15 protein-coding genes are annotated in these 17,320 nt (G+C 73.0%); 4 read left to right on the top strand and 11 right to left on the bottom strand.

Annotation, left to right across the window (positions count from 1 at the left end; genetic code table 11):
• Positions 1-70 precede the first annotated feature (70 nt).
• The 8 genes from K4B79_RS31775 to K4B79_RS31740 all read right to left on the bottom strand — a co-directional run bounded on the left by K4B79_RS31775 (position 71) and on the right by K4B79_RS31740 (position 9,571).
• On the bottom strand, positions 71-955 hold the full coding sequence (locus K4B79_RS31775) for an ATP-grasp domain-containing protein (RefSeq protein ID WP_232030751.1): 885 nt from the start codon (positions 953-955) through the stop codon (positions 71-73).
• Positions 952-1,653, bottom strand: a complete 702-nt coding sequence (locus K4B79_RS31770) for a hypothetical protein (RefSeq protein WP_232030750.1) — start codon at positions 1,651-1,653, stop codon at positions 952-954. The genes K4B79_RS31775 and K4B79_RS31770 overlap by 4 nt, the downstream gene beginning before the upstream one ends.
• Positions 1,654-1,664: 11 nt before the next feature.
• The gene (locus tag K4B79_RS31765) at positions 1,665-2,780 is read right to left on the bottom strand and encodes a trypsin-like peptidase domain-containing protein (RefSeq protein ID WP_232030749.1); all 1,116 of its coding nucleotides are present in this window, start codon (positions 2,778-2,780) and stop codon (positions 1,665-1,667) included.
• Positions 2,781-2,928: 148 nt separating this feature from the next.
• Positions 2,929-4,170, bottom strand: a complete 1,242-nt coding sequence (locus tag K4B79_RS31760; protein ID WP_232030748.1) for a SpoIIE family protein phosphatase — start codon at positions 4,168-4,170, stop codon at positions 2,929-2,931.
• Positions 4,171-4,227: 57 nt separating this feature from the next.
• Entirely contained in the window at positions 4,228-6,687 is a 2,460-nt protein-coding gene (locus K4B79_RS31755) for a SpoIIE family protein phosphatase (protein WP_232030747.1), read from the bottom strand.
• A 196-nt stretch (positions 6,688-6,883) separates the two neighbouring features.
• The gene (gene rocD, locus K4B79_RS31750; protein WP_232030746.1) at positions 6,884-8,122 is read right to left on the bottom strand and encodes an ornithine--oxo-acid transaminase; all 1,239 of its coding nucleotides are present in this window, start codon (positions 8,120-8,122) and stop codon (positions 6,884-6,886) included.
• Positions 8,119-8,943, bottom strand: a complete 825-nt coding sequence (gene ddaH / locus K4B79_RS31745) for a dimethylargininase (RefSeq protein ID WP_232030745.1) — start codon at positions 8,941-8,943, stop codon at positions 8,119-8,121. Before ddaH ends, rocD begins: the two co-directional genes overlap by 4 nt.
• Before the next feature lie 124 nt (positions 8,944-9,067).
• Positions 9,068-9,571, bottom strand: coding sequence for an Lrp/AsnC family transcriptional regulator (locus tag K4B79_RS31740; RefSeq protein WP_232030744.1), 504 nt, complete (start codon positions 9,569-9,571; stop codon positions 9,068-9,070).
• Between the two features lie 78 nt (positions 9,572-9,649).
• Here K4B79_RS31740 and K4B79_RS31735 point away from each other — a divergent pair, with 78 nt between their 5' ends.
• From K4B79_RS31735 to K4B79_RS31720, 4 genes are read left to right on the top strand one after another with little or no spacing between them, the layout of a single operon-like run.
• Positions 9,650-10,399: a LytR/AlgR family response regulator transcription factor gene (locus tag K4B79_RS31735; protein WP_232030743.1), complete on the top strand. Its 750-nt coding sequence runs from the start codon at positions 9,650-9,652 to the stop codon at positions 10,397-10,399.
• Between the two features lie 2 nt (positions 10,400-10,401).
• Complete coding sequence (locus K4B79_RS31730; protein ID WP_232030907.1) at positions 10,402-10,761, top strand: hypothetical protein; 360 nt, start codon at positions 10,402-10,404, stop codon at positions 10,759-10,761.
• A gap of 22 nt (positions 10,762-10,783) precedes the next feature.
• Positions 10,784-12,496, top strand: coding sequence for a sodium/solute symporter (locus K4B79_RS31725; protein WP_232030742.1), 1,713 nt, complete (start codon positions 10,784-10,786; stop codon positions 12,494-12,496).
• Positions 12,493-13,710, top strand: a complete 1,218-nt coding sequence (locus K4B79_RS31720) for a sensor histidine kinase (RefSeq protein ID WP_232030741.1) — start codon at positions 12,493-12,495, stop codon at positions 13,708-13,710. Before K4B79_RS31725 ends, K4B79_RS31720 begins: the two co-directional genes overlap by 4 nt.
• Before the next feature lie 23 nt (positions 13,711-13,733).
• On the opposite strand, the gene K4B79_RS31715 is transcribed toward K4B79_RS31720, so the two are convergent.
• The 3 genes from K4B79_RS31715 to K4B79_RS31705 are packed head-to-tail and all read right to left on the bottom strand — an operon-like array spanning position 13,734 to position 17,189.
• Positions 13,734-13,904 carry a hypothetical protein gene (locus K4B79_RS31715; protein WP_203615133.1) on the bottom strand — a complete coding sequence of 57 codons (171 nt, stop codon included), beginning with the start codon at positions 13,902-13,904 and terminating at the stop codon, positions 13,734-13,736.
• 13 nt (positions 13,905-13,917) lie between these two features.
• Positions 13,918-15,834, bottom strand: a complete 1,917-nt coding sequence (locus K4B79_RS31710) for a serine/threonine-protein kinase (RefSeq protein WP_232030740.1) — start codon at positions 15,832-15,834, stop codon at positions 13,918-13,920.
• A gap of 29 nt (positions 15,835-15,863) precedes the next feature.
• On the bottom strand, positions 15,864-17,189 hold the full coding sequence (locus K4B79_RS31705) for a PASTA domain-containing protein (RefSeq protein ID WP_308280542.1): 1,326 nt from the start codon (positions 17,187-17,189) through the stop codon (positions 15,864-15,866).
• Between the last annotated feature and the right edge of the window lie 131 nt (positions 17,190-17,320).

Below are 17,320 nucleotides of genomic sequence, written 5' to 3'. Positions count from 1 at the left end.
CAGGCAGGAGCGGCCGGAACAGGGCCGCGGGCGGCGCGCCCGGGATCTGGCCGGTTCGCGATCGTGACCGTCACAGGCTCGGCTCCCGGGCCGTCCGTGATGCGCCGCGCAGCAGCTCTGCCACGGCCCGGGCGATGGGCTGGCCGGTCGCCGACTGGTAGTAGGTGAAGGCGGGGCTCGGGTTGGCCTCCAGGCAGTACGCCGTGCCGTCGGGCGTGATCCGCAGGTCGATGCCCGTGAGGGGGAGGCCCAGCGTCCTGGCGAGGCGATGGCAGCGCCGCACCAGTTCGGCGGGCAGATCGACACCGCAGAACACGGGGGTCTCCGACGGCGCGGCCGGGTAGCGATAGTCGACGGCCGTCGTGTGCACGGCGGTGGCGAAGTGCCGGTCACCCACGATGTGCACGCGGACGTTCACACCACGGACGTACTGCTGGAACTGGGTCGGGCACCAGCGGATGCGGTCGATGCGGCGCATCGCCTCTTCGTCGAGCGGGCGGACCACGGAGCGTCGGCTGCTCACGGACTTGTACACCACGGTGCCGTACCGCGCGCGGAAGGCCGCGACGTCCTCGGGCCGGTCGGTGACCAGCGTCTCGGGCACGGGGAAGCCCGTCTCCCGGATCACCTGCAACTGGAAGGTCTTGGAGAGGTTGGTCGCCGAAGCCGACGGGCGGTTGAGCACGTGGGCCGGTGTGACCTCCAGCCAGGGCGCGAGTTCACGGTGCAGCAGGTGGGCCGCGGGGCAGGACGGCCCCGCCGCGTCCCGCACGTGTACGCCCGTGATCCCGGCCAGAGGCCGGCGCACTCCGCCGAGGACCAGGTCGGAGTCGGTGACCGCGGACTCCGTGCAGGCCCGCCGGTCCAGCAGCAGATACGGATCGCCGCATCGGTCCAGTTCCGTTCGTACGGCGGCGAGCGGGCCGTCCGTCGCCTCGCCGATCAGCAGGATCACGCGTGCCGTCCCAACGCGCGGTCCAGGGCCGCGACGGCGCGGAGGCCACCGTGTCTGAGGTCCGGACACTCCGTCGCGGCGACGAATGCCGGGCCGGGGTGGGACAGGGTGATGCCGAGCACGGGCGTGCCAGCCGAGGCGGCCAGGCGCAGACATGCTTCCGCCCCCGCGGGCGTCGTCGCCCGGTCCGGGGAGCACCCGACGACGCGGTCGCCGATGACGAGCACCTCGAACGTATCGCCCGCTTCTCGCGCGGCGGAGGGCCGCCCGAGGCCGGTGGCGGTGGCCAGCGCCCGCCATTCCCGGGGATCGCGTCCGGAGCCGCCCAGGCCGCGGGGGTCCGGCGGATTGAGCACGGGACCCGGCAGGCCGCGCAGCCAGCCGAGGCAGAAGGCGGTCCACTCGGCGTGGACGTAACGCCGGTCACCGGGCGCGCTCCGGGCCAGCGCGGGCAGATCCGGCACTCCGCGCAGACGGTTGAGGGTGCCCCGGATCCCGCCGCTGCGGAACCGGTCGCCGGAGCCGACCGTGAAGGAGACCTCGACGCCGTCGACCCCGATGCGGTGGGCCCAGTCGTGAGCGGTGGACAGCTCACGAGAGGTCAGCACGCGTACCTGTCGTGAGCCCGGTTCGGCGAGCCGGTCGGCGGCCCACAGGGCGGCCGCGTCGTCCGGTTCACAGAGCACCAGGAAGGTCATCGCGGGCGTGCTCAGCCGTCGTCACGCCGGTCGCGTGCCTCGATGAAATGCTGCAGATCTCCCACAGCCGTCTCCAGCCGGCTCAACCGGTCCTCGGCCGAGGCGTCGAGCGTGTCCCGGTCCTTCTCCTTCATGATCTTGTCCCGGAGCTTCTCGTCGTCCTTCTCGTCGTCCTTCTCCTGCTCCTTCTCCTTGACCTTCGGGGCGAATATCTCGACGCCGAGGGCGTGCAGCACGCTCGCGATCGGGTTGGCGTAGCCGTAGGAACCCTCCGCGGTGAACCGGGTGCCCCTTCCGGCCGCGAAGAGGAGGCCCACCACCCGACGGTTGGTCCGGTCCAGGACGACGGAGCCGGAGTCCCCGGGCAGTGCGAAGGACCGGTTGCGCTCAGGCACCCGCCAGATGCCTATCTGCCGGCGGAAGACGCGCTGCGCACCCGCGTTGTCGAGGGTCAGTGTCGCGTCGACGGCGTCGATCGTGCCGTACGTCAGCCATGACGTCCGGCCGCGCTTGACGACCGGATGGCCGAGCAGCGCCGCCATCGTGGGCTGGTGGTGCAGGGGGCCGAAGTCCTGAATGGCGTTGATCGCCGGGCGCGCGGTGTTGAGGCGGAGCACGGCGCAGTCCACGAACTCGTTGATCGCGGACTTGGTGACCTGGCCGACGACGTCCTTCTGGCAGCTGCCGCCGTCCTCGCCGGGTCCCGGCTGCGCCACGAACAGACCTTGCGGACCGGAGACCCCGCCCACCAGGACATGCCAGTTGCTGAGCATGCCGAGGGTGCCCGTGGCCACGTCACGGACCACCGCGCCGAGCGTGCCGAGTCCCTGTACTCCGCCGCAGGTGCCCCCGCTGATACCGCCGACCAGCGGGTCGTAGCGTGTGGTGTCCGCCAGGAACCGGGGAGCCCCGCGTTCGATCACGTCGGTCACGACTCCGTCGATCTCGCCGGGCACCCGCTGCTCGGGCGGCACGTCGTGCTTCTCCTCCACCAGTACCCGCAGGGAGACGGTGTCCGTACGGCGGCCACGCCGTTCCTTGTAGCCGATGTCGACGCCCATGACGCCGGGCCGGTCCAGGAACTCGTCCTCGACCCGCTGCTTCACGCTTCTGATGTCGTCCAGCATCGATCCCCCCGAAGGCCGTGGAAGCGCACCGTACTGCCGCCACCGGCGACCCGGGGAGAGAAGGGAGTGAATCCGCTTATTGCGATATTCCGATGGAATTTCCGGAATGAGTTACCCCGTCACCAGAAGTCCCGCAGTCGGCCTCGTGTCACAGCCGTACGACGATCAGCGCCGTGTCGTCCGTCGCGCCGCCCGGGGGCAGCAGCTCCAGGAGGACCGCGTCGGCGAGGGTGTCGGGGTCGTCGTCGCGGTGTCGGGTGAGGGCGTCGGCGAGGCGGGCCAGTCCCGTGTCGATGTCCTCGCGGCGCCGTTCGATCAGGCCGTCGGTGTACAGCACGAGGGTGTCGCCGTCGGCGAACGTGGTCTCGGCCTCGGGTCTGGGCTCCGGGTCGGGGCGGGCGTCCAGCGGGGGATCGGTGGCGCGGTCGAGGAACTCCACGCGGCCGTCGGGGCGGACCAGCGCGGGCGGGGGGTGACCGGCGCTGCTGTAGGTGATGGTGCGGCGGTCGAAGTCGACGAAGGTGGTGACCGCGGTGGCGGACTCGGCGCCGTCGACCACATGGGCGTAGCGCCCGAGCACGTCGAGCGCCTCGGCGGGTCCGTCGGCGACCCGGGAGGTGGCGGTGAGCGCGCTGCGCAGCTGGCCCATGACGCCGGCGGCGGCCAGTCCGTGGCCGACCACGTCCCCCACGGACACTCCGATCCGGTTGCCGCCCACCAGGTCGACCAGGTCGTACCAGTCGCCGCACACGTTCAGCGCGCCGACCGCGGGCCGGTAGCGCACGGCGGCCCGATGGTGGCCCACCTGGCGGTTGGCGGGCAGCATGGCCTCCTGGAGGGCCAGGGCCACCTCGCGCTCGCGGGCGTGCGCCTGGCGCAGCCGGTCGTTGAGTTCCTGGAGTTCACGGGCGCGGGTGTACAGCTCGGCCTCCAGCACGCGGGCCCGGCTGCCGGCCCGTCCGCCGCCCCGGTGGCCGCGGGCCCGGATCAGCTCGGTGACCTCCTCGACCCGGTGCACCAGCAGCACCACCTCGCCGTCCTGGCCGAACACCGGCGCGTTGCACGGGCTCCAGTACCGCTCGTGCCACTGCCCGGGCCGCTCCGGGTCCTCGACGTCGTAGCGCTGGAGGGCCATCGCGTCGCGCTCGCCGGTGTCCAGCACCCGGTGCAGCGAGGCCTTGAGGTTGCGCATGCCCGTGGCCGTGCTGTCGTTGGGGTTGTCCGGGAAGACCTCGAACAGATGGTGTCCGACGAGCTGCTCGCGCTTGCGGCCGGACTGCCGGACGAACTCCTCGTTGACGTCCGCGAACACCAGGTCGGGCCCCAGCAGGGCCACCATGCCGGGCAGGGCCTGGAAGACCGCCGCGTAGTCGATCACCGAATCGTTCATGGCACTCTCACCACCGGACTCACCCCAGTTTCCCACGATATGCGTGCGACCAGTGGGTCAGGACGGAGTGTCCGTGAGGGACTGCTCCGCCCAGATGATCTTCCCTTCGGGGACGTAGCGGGTGCCCCACCGCTGGCTGAACTGGGACACGAGCAGCAGTCCGCGTCCGCCCTCGTCCGTGGTGCGGGGGTGCCGCAGGTGCGGGGCGGTGGCGCTGCCGTCGAAGACCTCGCAGGTCAGGGCGCGCTCCTTGACCAGTCGCAGGCGGACCGGACCGGTGGCGTGCCGGATGGCGTTGGTGACGAGCTCGCTGACGACCAGTTCCGTGGTGAACGCCAGGTCCTCCAGGCCCCACTCGGTCAGCACCCGGGAGGCCGCCTTGCGGGCGTCGGCGACCGCGGCGGGGTCGGCAGGCAGGTCCCACTCGGTGACCTGGCCGGCGCCCAGGACCTTGGTGCGGGCCATCAGCAGGGCCACGTCGTCGTGCGGGCGGGCCGGGATCAGTGCGTCGACCACGACCTGGCAGCGCTGGTCGAGCGAGGGCTCGGACCGCTCCAGGGCCAGCCGCAGCCGGTCCCGGTCCGCGTCCACGGCCCAGTCCTGTCCGTGGGCCAGGAGCCCGTCGGTGTGGAGGACGAGGGTGCTCCCCTCCGGCAGGGCCAGCTCGACCGACTCGAAGGGCGGGCCGCCGGTGCCCAGCGGCGAGCCCTGCGGCAGGTCGACGAAGGTCACGGTCCCGTCGGGCAGCACCACCGTGGGCGCGGGATGCCCCGCGGCGGCCATCGCGCACTGCCCGTCGACCGGGTCGTAGACGACGTACACGCATCCGGACCCCACCGCCTGGGTGCTGTCGGCCCCCGCGGTGCCGGGCATGACGCCCTCCTCGCGGGCCGACCGCGCGACCAGGTCGTCCAGGTGGGCGAGCACCTCCTGGGGCGGCAGATCCAGCGCGGCCAGCGTCCGTACGGCGGTGCGCAGGCCGCCCATGGCCGCCGCGGCGGCGATGCCGTGACCGGGCACCTCGCCCACCACCAGGGCGACCCGGGCACCGGACAGCTGGACCAGGTCGTACCAGTCGCCGCCCAGGCCGGTCAGCTCGTCGGCCGGCCGGTAGCAGGCGGCCACCTCCACGGCGTCCTGCTCGGGCAGCCGGTGGGGGAGCAGGCTGCGCTGGAGCACCAGCGCGGCGTCGCGCTCACGGGTGTAGCGGCGGGCGTTGTCCACACAGACGGCGGCCCGCGACATCAGGTCCTCGGCCAGGCTCAGGTCGTCCTCGTCGAAGGGCTCCTGGCGGCGGCGCCGGAAGAAGGTGGTGATGCCCAGGGTGACGCCCCGCGCCCGGATCGGCACGATCATCACGCTGTGCAGCCCCAGCTCCAGGAAGGTGGCCCGGCGCCCGTCGGCGACGTCGGTGGCCCACTCCTCGGCGAGCGGGTCGAGCCGCTCCTCGCGCCAGGAGGCACCGGTGGTGAGACAGCGGATCGGGGGCGAGCCGGGGCGGTAGGCGGCCACGTCCCCGATGTCGACGACGGCCTCCGGGACGCCCGCGTTCACCGACTGGTGGCCCGCCCGGCGCAGCGGCACCGGTTCCGTGCCGTCCGGCGGACCGGGCGCGGGCTCGGCGCCGCGCAGCACCGACTCCAGCAGGTCCACGCAGACGAAGTCGGCGAGCCCCGGCACGGACACGTCGGCCAGCTCCTGCGCGGTGCGGGTGATGTCCAGGGTGCGGCCGATGTGCTCGCCGGCCCGGTCGAGCAGGGCCAGCCGCTGCCGGGCGCGGTGCCGCTCGGTGACGTCGACGACCGTGTAGTACACGCCCATCGGATGGCCCAGGTCGTCGTCGAGGCGGGTGAACGACAGCATGTGCGCGGTCTCCCGGTGCGGCGCCGAACGCAGCCGGCCCACGTGCTCGTACCCGATCACCGGCTCCCCGGTCCGCAGCACCTGCCGCATCCGGGCCTCGATGTCCTCGGAGTCCAGCCCCGGCTGGATGTCCGCCAGACGCCGGCCGAGCCGCTGGTGGGCCGGTCCGCCGCCGAACTGTTCCAGGGCCGCGTTCGACCACACGAACCGCAGGTCGGTGTCCACGATGGCGATGCCCACGGGCGAGCGGGCGGCCAGCTGCTCCAGCATCGAGCGGCTCATGTCCCAGCCCGGCGCCTGCTTCATGTCCGACAGCAGCACCAGCCATCGAGCGGGGCCCCGGGACTCGGTCGCCGAGGCGATCCGCACCATGACCCTGACCGGCCGGCCGTCCTTGCCGCGGGCGGTCAGCAGGCCCGCCCAGCCGTCGTCCCGGCCGCACCGCTCGGCCAGTTCGGGCAGCCGCCGCGCGTCCTCCTCGGAGAGCAGCCCGGCCACACGGGTGCCCACCACCTCGGCGGCCGCGTATCCCAGCAGCCGCTGGGCGTCCCCGGTCCAGCTCGTCACGACGCCCCGCGCGTCGAGCAGCAGCGGCGCGGCATCGGCCACGTCGAACCGCTGCCGGGCCACGTACCGCTCCTCCTGTGTGCCCACGGCCGACCTCTCTGTCGCTGAGAGTGGTCTACCCTCCCTGACTCAATCTTCACCCTCCCCGGCCTGGCCGCGCGCCGACCGCCGCTGTCCGTGTGGTCGGCGATCACACCCGGCTGACCAGGAGAAACGCGCGATGTCCGGCTCCCGGCGCACCCGGAACCGGACATCGCGCCACCTTACTGGCCCACGGCCGGAATCAGACCCCCCGTGCCAGCACCTTCTCCAGCGTCCCGAGCGCCCCCACGAGTTCCTCCTCGGTGATCGTCAGCGGCGGCGCCAGCCGGATCGTGGAGCCGTGGGTGTCCTTGACCAGGACGCCCTCACTCATCAGGCGCGCGCTGATCTCGCGGCCGGTGCCGAGCGCGGGGTCGACGTCGACGCCCGCCCACAGTCCCCGGGAGCGGAAGCCGACCACGCCCTTGCCGACCAGGCCGGTGAGCCCGTCGCGCAGGACCGCGCCCAGCTCGGCGGCGCGGCGCTGGAACTCGCCCGACTCCAGCAGCTCCACCACCGCCGTGCCGACCGCCGCGGCCAGCGGGTTGCCGCCGAACGTCGAACCGTGCTCGCCCGGCCGCAGCACCTCCAGCACGTCCCGGCGGGCGACCACCGCGGACACCGGGACGATGCCGCCGCCCAGCGCCTTGCCCAGCAGCAGGACGTCCGGGACGACCCCCTCGTGCTCCACGGCGAGCGTGCGGCCCGTGCGGCCCAGCCCCGACTGGATCTCGTCGGCGACGAACAGACAGCCCGCCCGGCGGGTCAGCTCGCGCACCCCGGTCAGATAGCCCTCGTCCGGGATGATCACCCCCGCCTCGCCCTGGATCGGCTCGATCAGCACCGCCGCGGTGGTCTCGTCGACCGCCGCCTCCAGTGCCGCCAGGTCGTTGTACGGCACGATCCGGAAGCCCGGCGTGAACGGGCCGAAGCCGGCCCTGGCCGTCTCGTCCGTGGAGAACGACACGATCGTCGTCGTACGGCCGTGGAAGTTCTCCGCCGCGACCACGATCGTCGCCCGGTCGGCGGGAACGCCCTTGACCTCGTACGCCCACTTGCGGGCCACCTTGATGCCGCTCTCGACCGCCTCGGCGCCGGTGTTCATCGGCAGCACCATGTCCAGGCCGGTCAGCTCCGCGAGCCGCTCGGCGAACCCGGCGAGCCGGTCGTTGTGGAAGGCCCGCGAGGTGAGCGTGAGGCGGTCCAGCTGGCGGTGCGCCGCCTCGATCAGCGCCGGATGCCGGTGGCCGAAGTTCAGCGCCGAGTAACCGGCCAGCATGTCGAGATAGCGGCGCCCCTCCACGTCCTCGACCCAGGTGCCCTCGGCACGGGCCACGACCACGGGCAGCGGATGGTAGTTGTGCGCGAGGACCGGCTCCTCGGCGCGGATGAGATCGGCGGAGGAACGCGTGCGGACGGGCTCGTCGATGTGCGCGGTCATGAGCGGATCTCCTGGGTGCAGCACTTGATGCCACCGCCGGCCTTGTGGAGCTCGGAGAGGTCGACGGGGACGGGGACATAGCCGTGCTCGCCGAGGCGCGCGGCCAGCGCCTCGGCCTGGGGTGCGATGAAGACGTGCCGGCCGTCGGACAGCGAGTTCAGGCCGAAGGCCATCGCGTCGTCGTGGGTCGCGAGGACCGCGTCGGGGTACAGCCGGGCGAGTACCTCACGGCTGCCCGGCGTGAACGCCTCCGGGTAGTACACGATGTTGTTGCCGCCGACGGAGTCGTCGAGCACGAACAGCGCGGTGTCCAGGTGGTAGAAGCGCGGGTCGACCAGCGTCAGGCTGATCACCGGATGGCCGAAGAACTCCTGCACCTCGCGGTGCGCCTCCCGGCTCGTCCGGAACCCGGTGCCGGCCAGCACGTACCGGCCCGTCCAGACGAGGTCGCCCTCGCCCTCGCAGACCGACCCGGGGCGGTGGACGTCGTAGCCGGCGGACTTGAACCAGGTGTCGTAGTGCGTGGACTCCGGGCGGCGCTCGGGGGCGTGGAAGAGGGAGCCGAAGACCCGGCCGTCGACGACGACCGCGGAGTTCGCGGCGAAGACCATGTCCGGCAGCCCGGGGACCGGATCCACGGCGTCCACGGTGTGGCCGTGGGCATGGTAGGTGCTGATCAGTTTCTGCCACTGCTCCCGGGCCAGGTCGACGTCGACCTGGGTGTCGGGACGCATCCAGGGGTTGATCGCGTACTGCACGGCGAAGTGTCTGGGTTCGCAGACGAGGAATCGCCGTCGGCGCGGCACACGGGAATCGGTCACAGAGGGGTTCCTCCGCTTCCTGTGGTGTCGACTGAGGGTTGACACCACGGTAGAAACTGACCGAGAGGCCCGACAAGGAACAAGGATTGCGTGTCCGCGCAGGAACGCTGCGTGTTCGGCCCGCTCAGCGCAGTTCTGTTGCGTCGACGGGCGCGGGCTGGCTGGCGCCCGCCTCGGGGCTTTCCGGGAGGAGGTGGGACAGCACCATCACGCTGATCGTCTTCCGGATGAACGGCTCCACCCGGATCCGCTCCAGCACCTCCTCGAAGTGCTCCACGTCCCGCGCCCGCACGTGCAGCAGCGCGTCCGCGCCACCGGTCACCGTCATCGCCGCGGTGATCTCCGGATGGTTGCGGACGACCTCCGCGAGCCGCCGCGGCGGGGCCGCGCCCTCGCAGTACACCTCGACGTACGCCTCCGTGCGCCAGCCCAGCGCCGAGGGCTTCACCGTCGCCGTGAACCCGGTGATCACGCCGGTGTCCCGCAGCCGGTCCACCCGTCGCTTGACCGCCGTCGAGGACAGCCCCACCACCGCGCCGATCTCCGCGAAGCTGGTCCGGGCGTTCGCCATCAGCGCGGTGAGGATCTTCCGGTCGAGCTCGTCGAACGGCGTGGGCCTGCTGTTCATGCCGGCACTGTATCCAGCGCGGGCGCCCGCACCCCGGCACGTGTGCATGCGTACGAATTACTCCTACACTCCGGGTTCATGCTGCGCGCCCTGGCTGTCGACGACGAACGCCCCTCGCTGGAGGAGCTGCTCTACCTCCTGCACGCCGATCCCCGCGTCGGCAGCGCGGAGGGTGCCGGCGACGCCACCGAGGCGCTGCGCCGCATCAACCGCGCGCTGGAGTCGGGGCCGGACGGGCCGGAGGCGATCGACGTCGTCTTCCTCGACATCAACATGCCCGGCCTCGACGGCCTCGACCTCGCCCGGCTGCTCACCGGGTTCGCCCAGCCGCCGCTCGTCGTGTTCGTCACCGCCCACGAGGACTTCGCCGTCCAGGCCTTCGACCTCAAGGCCGTCGACTACGTCCTGAAACCGGTACGCAAGGAGCGCCTCGCCGAGGCCGTCCGGCGGGCCGCCGAACGCCTCGACAGCGCACCGCGCATCCCCGTGCACGAACCCGACCCCGACCACATACCCGTCGAGCTCGGCGGCGTGACCCGGTTCGTCTCCGTGGACGACATCACCCACGTCGAGGCCCAGGGCGACTACGCCCGGCTGCACACCGACCGGGGCAGCCATCTCGTCCGGATCCCGCTGTCCACCCTGGAGGAGCGCTGGCGCTCCCGGGGCTTCGTCCGCATCCACCGCCGCCACCTGGTCTCCCTGCGCCACGTCGGCGAGCTCCGCCTGGACGCGGGTACGGTGAGCGTCCTGGTCGGCTCCGAGGAGCTCCAGGTCAGCCGCCGCCACGCCCGCGAGCTGCGGGACCTGCTGATGAGGAGGTCGTGACGGTGCCCCAGAACCCCACCGAACGCCGGGTCGTCGTCACCGGCCCGCCCCGCCGCACCCGCCCGATCTCCGGCTACTACCGGCCCCGCACCGAGATCGACGAGCAGACCACCCTCGGCCACACCTACGTCCGCTCCCTGATGCGCACCCAACTGCGCGCCGCCCTCGCCGTGTTCGCCTTCCTCGCCCTGCTCATCGGCCCGCTGCCGCTGCTCTTCGCGGCGATGCCCGAGTCCCGCCGCCTCGAATGGGCCGTCCTCGGCTTCGGCCTCTACGCCCCCATGGTCCTGCTCGCCCGCTGGTTCGTGCGCCGCGCCGAACGCAACGAGCGGGACTTCGTGCGCCTGGTCGAAGACCGATGACGGCACACACAGGAACAGGCACATGAACTCCGGCTACGCCGTCCCCGCCGTCGCCCTCGTCGTCGTCGCCACCGTCCTCGTCGGCGCCTTCGGCCTGCGCATCTCCCGCACCACCTCGGACTTCTACGTCGCCTCCCGCACCGTCGGCCCCCGCCTCAACGCCGCCGCCATCAGCGGCGAGTACCTCTCCGCCGCCTCCTTCCTCGGCATCGCGGGACTGGTCCTCGTGCAGGGCCCGGACATGCTCTGGTACCCGGTCGGCTACACCGCCGGCTACCTGGTCCTGCTGCTGTTCGTCGCCGCCCCGCTGCGCCGCTCCGGCGCCTACACGCTGCCCGACTTCGCCGAGGCCCGGCTCGCCTCCCAGGCGGTGCGACGGCTCGCGGGCGCCTTCGTCGTCGGTGTCGGCTGGCTCTACCTGCTGCCCCAGCTCCAGGGCGCCGGACTGACGCTGACCGTGCTGACCGGGGCGCCCGGCTGGCTCGGCGGGGTGATCGTGGCGGCCGTCGTGGTCGCCACCGTCGCCGCCGGGGGCATGCGCAGCATCACCTTCGTCCAGGCCTTCCAGTACTGGCTCAAGCTCACCGCCCTGCTGGTCCCCGCCCTCTTCCTGATCCTCGCCTGGCAGGGCGACGGAGCCCCCCGGCACGCCTTCGAGGAACCGGCCGCCTTCCGCGAGCAGCGCGAGGTCCGCGTCGACACGAGCCTGGACCTCAAGCTCGACGCACCGCTCACGGTCACGGTGAACGGCACGATCGACGGCCGCCCGCACGACGAGGACCGGCTGCGCCTGCCCGCCGGCACGCACCGCATCGAGCAGGGCACCCGGCTGACCTTCGACAAGGGGGCCGCCGTCCCGGTCGCCGACCGCGGCACCAACGGCGGCATGTCGACCTCCCTGGCCACCAGCCGCGAGGAACGGCCCCTGTACGCCACCTACGGCCTGATCCTCGCCACCTTCCTCGGCACCATGGGCCTGCCCCACGTCGTCGTCCGCTTCTACACCAGTCCCCACGGCGTCGCCGCCCGCCGCACCACGGTGGCCGTCCTCGGCCTGATCGGCGCCTTCTACCTGCTGCCACCCGTGTACGGCGCCCTCGGCCGGATCTACGCCCCCGAACTCACCCTCACCGGGGACGCGGACGCCGCCGTCCTGCTGCTGCCCGAGCGGGTGATCGGCGGCCTCGGCGGCGACCTGCTCGGCGCGCTGGTGGCGGGCGGGGCCTTCGCCGCCTTCCTCTCCACGGCCTCGGGGCTGACCATGGCCGTCGCGGGCGTGCTCACCCAGGACGTGCTGCCCTCGCGCGGGGTACGGCACTTCCGGCTCGGCACGGTGCTCGCCATGGTGGTGCCGCTCGCGGCGAGCATGCTGGTGGGCGGGCTCCCGGTCGCCGACGCGGTGGGACTGGCCTTCGCCGTGTCGGCCTCGTCGTTCTGCCCGCTGCTCGTGCTCGGCATCTGGTGGCGCCGGCTGACCCCGCCCGGAGCCGCCGCGGGCATGCTGGTGGGCGGCGGCTCCGCCTTCCTCGCCGTGGCCGCGACCATGGCCGGTTTCCCCGGCACGGGCTCGCTGCACGCCCTGCTCGCCTGGCCCGCGCTCTGGTCGGTGCCGCTGGGCTTCCTCACCATGATGCTGGTGTCCCTGGCGACGGCGGGGCGCGTACCGGCGGGGACGGCGGCCATCCTGGCCCGCTTCCATCTGCCGGAGGAACTCCGGGCGGAGGTGAAGGCATGAGCGGATTCATCGCCGGCCTGTGCGTGGCGATCCTCCCCCTGCTCGCCGCCGGGTTCTGGCTCGGCCGGCGTACCGCCCGCCCCCAGCACCTCGGCGGCCTCGGCACGCCCGTCGAGCACGCCACCTTCGAGACCCTGCACACCGCCTCCCTCGCCGCGCCCCCGCTGCGGGCGGGCCTGACCGAGGAGACCGCCCGCAAGTCGGCCCGCCGACTGCGCACCCTGCTCGGCACGGACGCCCTGTGCCTGACCGACCAGAAGGACGTCCTCGTCTGGGACGGCGTCGGCGACCACCACCGCACCGAGATCATGGAACGCCTCGCCGCCCCGCTGGAGACCGGCCGGGGCGAGGCCTTCCGGCTGACGTGCGACACCCCCGACTGCCCGGTGCGCTGGGCGGTCGTCGCCCCGCTCACCGTCGACGACCGCGTCCACGGCGCCCTGGTGGCCTGCGCGCCCCGCGAGTCCGCCGTCCTGGTCCGCGCGGCCGGAGAGGTGGCCCGCTGGGTCTCCGTCCAGCTCGAACTCGCCGACCTCGACCAGTCCCGCACCCGGCTGATCGAGGCCGAGATCAGGGCCCTGCGCGCCCAGATCTCCCCGCACTTCATCTTCAACTCGCTCGCGGTGATCGCCTCGTTCGTCCGCACCGACCCCGAGCGCGCCCGCGAACTGCTCCTGGAGTTCGCCGACTTCACCCGCTACTCGTTCCGCAGGCACGGCGACTTCACCACCCTCGCCGACGAACTCCACGCCATCGACCACTACCTGGCGCTCGTCCGGGCACGCTTCGGCGACCGCCTCTCGGTCACCCTCCAGATCGCCCCCGAGGTGCTGCCGGTCGCCCTGCCCTTCCTCTGCCTCCAGCCGCTCGTCGAGAACGCCGTCAAGCACGGCCTGGAGGGCAAGGCCGTCTCCGCCGGAGGCAAGAGCCACATCAGCATCACCGCCCAGGACGCCGGCGCCGAGGCCCTGGTCGTCATCGAGGACGACGGCGTCGGCATGGACCCCGCCCTGCTGCGCCGCATCCTCGCCGGCGAGATCAGCCCGTCGGGCGGCATCGGCCTCTCCAACGTCGACGACCGGCTCCGCCAGGTCTACGGCGACGACTACGGCCTCGTCATCGAGACGGCTGTGGGAGCCGGTATGAAGGTCACCGCCCGGCTGCCCAAGTACCAGCCGGGCGTGCACTCGGCGGGACGGCTCACCCGGGAGTGAGCCGCAGGTCCCGGGAGCGGACCTCAGGTACTGCGGGTGGCCACCATTCCCAGGGTGATCAGACCCAGCACGACCCAGCCGAACCACAGCCAGCCGTTGCTGCCGAGTGCCACCGTGTAGGCCGTCACCGCGACGAGTCCGCCGACGGTGAGCACCCCCATCGTCCTGGTCGAGCTGTCCGTGGATCCGGGCATCGCAACACCCTCCTCATGGTTTGTCCCCCTCCATGGTGCCCCCGTTCTGCTTCCGAACGGTGCACACGACGAAATGTGTGCCGTTCTTCCAGTGCCCCTGGCTCGTCCAGGAGCCCGCGGTGTACACCGACGGGTCGAATCCGAAGTCGCCCGGCGGCACCTCCCGCCCGCACGCCAGGTCGGACTGCGTACGCGCCCGGCCGAACGGCACGTCGGCGCCCAGCCGGGTGAACCCGAGCACCACCTCGTCGTGCGGCCCGTCGCAGGAGACCAGCCGGGCGATCCGGTTCGACGGCACCTCCAGACAGTCCCGCCGCTGCATGGTCGCGGTGTCCGCGAAGGCCGAACCGAGCTCACGGTGCCGGCCGAGCGGCCCGTACACCGGCCCGTGGGTGCCCAGCACCAGACAGGCGGTGCGCCGCCCGGCGGTCCGGAACCCGTCCGCGGTCGGCACCACGGCCAGCGCGCGCACATCGGCCAGCCTGTCCCGCAGCTCCCGCGTCCGCTCCTCGCACCGGGCCGGCCCCAGCCGCCGCGCCTCGTCCGCGGACGCGGCCTCCACGAGCGCCATCACCTGCCCGTCCGGTACCGCCCGGCCGCCACAGCTGGGGTCCACGGACAGCCGGGGCACACCCTGGAAGCGGGCGCCCGCCCAGTCCGCGAGGACGCAGTCGCCCTCCCGCAGCGCCTTGGCCAGCCCGACGTTTTCGCCGTACGGCGGCCCGCTCCCGCCGCCCTCGCCGCCTCCTTCGTCCCGCTGGGCCACGGCGTACCAGACCCCGCCCAGCGCCAGCAGCATCCCGAGCCCTCCGGCGAGGACGGCACGCAGGACGCGCGAGCGCTCACGACGCCGCCGACCGCGTGGCACGGGGTGCGGCACCACGGGCGGCCCGAAGCCGTACGGCTCCGCGCTCGGCCCGACGCGGTGCGCCGCCCCGGGAGGGTGTGAACCGCCCGGCGAGAGCCGTTCCGGAGGCGGGGACGGGAGCGGGGGGACGGCGCCCCAGGGCGGCTGCGAACCCAGGTCGGTCTGGGTACGGGCGTAGGCGTCCGCCTCCGCCTGAGGGGTGACGATCCGGGACAGCGCGGCCTCCGCCTCGGCCGCGGTGGGCCGATGCTCCGGAGCCTTCGCCAGCAGGGACCGCAGCACGGGCTCCAGCGCCCCGGCGCGCACGGCCGGCCGGGGCTCCTCCATGACCACGGCGGTGATCTCGGCGAGATGGGACTCCCGCTCGAACGGGCCCACGCCCTCCACCGCGTGGTAGAGCGTGCAGCCCAGCGAGAACAGGTCGGCGGCCGGTGTGGGCGTCCCGCCCGTGGCCCGCTCGGGCGCCAGATACCCGGCGGTGCCCACGAGCACCGAGGCCAGCGTGTACCGCGTCTCGCCGGCGTCCGGCTGCACGGAGATGCCGTAGTCGGTCAGCAGGACGCGTCCGTACGGCGCCCCGCCGCGGTCCGGGGCGAGCAGGATGTTGGCCGGTTTCACGTCCCGGTGCAGCACGCCCCGCTCGTGTCCGGCGGTCAGCGCGTCCAGCACGGCCAGCCCGATCCGGGCGCACTCGGCGGGGGCGAGCGGCCCCCGGGTGCGGACCAGGTCGCGCAGGTCGACGGCGCCCGCCACGTACTCCATGACGATCCACGGCAGCCCGTCGTGCTCCAGCACGTCGTGGACGGTCACCACGTGCGGATGGCCGCGCAGCCCGGCCGCGTGCCGGGCCTCGGCGCGGGCCCGCGCGACCCGCGCCTCCCGCTCGGGGCCCGCCTCGGCCGGGTCGCTGAACACGATCTCCTTGAGGGCGACCTCGCAGGCCAGTCGCTGGTCGTGGGCGAGCCAGACATGGCCCATGCCGCCGCTGCCCAGCCGGTTCAGCAGCACGTAACGGCCGGCGATGACCCGGCCCACTCCCGACGTCGGGGTTCCTGAAGGCATCCGGTCGACTCCCGGGTTCTGCGGCCGCGCTACGCGAGCGCGCCGACGGTCGGCTCGTCGCTCCCCGGCGCGCTGGTGACCGGGGTGTCGGACGGGGGCACAGCGGTCGTCTCCGGGGGCGGTGCCGCCGTCGTCTCCGGTGGCGGCGCGGAGGTGGTCTCCGGGGGTGGCGCGGAGGTGGTCTCCGGAGGCGGCGCGGCGGACGTGGAGGGCGGCGGGGCCGGGGGATCGGAGGAGGGAGGCGGTTCCGGGCCCGCGCCGGACGAGGAACCGGGCGGTGGATTCGGACTCGGCGGCGGATCGGAGCTCGGCGGCGGGCTCGACGTCGGCGGTCGGTCGGACTCGGGCGGTTCGGAGCCCGCCGAGCCGGAGCCCGTACCGGACGAGGGCGGAGGCGCGGGCGTCGACGGCCCGGGATCGCCGCTCGACGGCGGGGGCGGTGGTGTCGTGGTCGGCCCGGAGGACCCGGGCGCCGGGGGAGTGGGCGGCCCGACGGAGGTCTCCCCGGTCGGGCTGCCGGCCACGCTCAGCATCACGTACTGCCCGAACCGCAGCTCGGTGCCCGCCGGCGGGTCGGACGCCGTGACCCGGGCCCCGTTCGGCGGCAGCCCCTGCCCGGCGTAGTCGGCCGCCAGGCCCGTGTCGGCCAGCTCACGGCTCGCCTGCGCGAACGTCGTCCCGGCGAGGTCCGGCACCGCGCGCCGCTCCCGGGTGTCGAACGTGCCGTCGGCCTCACCCGTCGTACCCACCGGCCGGTTGATGCCACGTTCCGGTTCCTCGACGTCGACCAGGGCGAGCCGTGCCAGCGGCCGGGTGGCCGGCCGCACCGCCACCACCTCGTCCCGCTCGTACCCCTGCCACTTCTTGTTGCCGTCCTCGAACTCGACGGCGATCTTCGTCGTGTCGCCCTCGAAAGGCCGCAGCGGATTTCCGCACGAACACTTCACGGCGGGAAGGCCCTGCCGATCCACGAGAATCGCGATTCCCGACTGGAGCAGCGAGTTGTACGGGACGGCCTTTCCCTTTTTGTAGTCGTGGTTCTTGACGAGAGTGTCGTGACGCAGCAGAACAGGTGTGAGGAGTTCCAGATAGCCCGGAATCCGGTCCGTGGTGATGTCCAGGGCACGGGCCCACGCCTGTGCCTTCGATTCGTTCACGGGGTCGGTGAGGAAGTCCTCCAGCTTGTCGACGTCACAGATCGTCGGCTGCTTCGAACCCCCGTACAGGCCCGGTGTGTCGCCCTGCTGGAGCCCGCCGGGCGCGGCCCGCGGCCGGACCTGGGCGTCCCGGCCCAGTCCGCTGCGTTCGTCGAAGAACGGCGCCAGCGACGGGACGCCCGCGGCGACCGCCTTCACGGCGAACAATTGTGCGTCTCTGCTGCATCCGCTCAGGACAAGAACGAAAACCAGCAGACACGCAATCCTTTTCGCGAGCCTCTGCATAAATGCGCGAAGTGTCATCACCGCTCCCCCTGGCGGTTCCCCCA

Origin of the sequence: Streptomyces lincolnensis (genome assembly GCF_021173675.1) — a bacterium.
GTDB lineage: Bacteria > Actinomycetota > Actinomycetes > Streptomycetales > Streptomycetaceae > Streptomyces > Streptomyces lincolnensis_B.
Note: the sequence above shows the minus strand (reverse complement) of the source record. Positions and strands in the feature narration are given on the sequence as shown.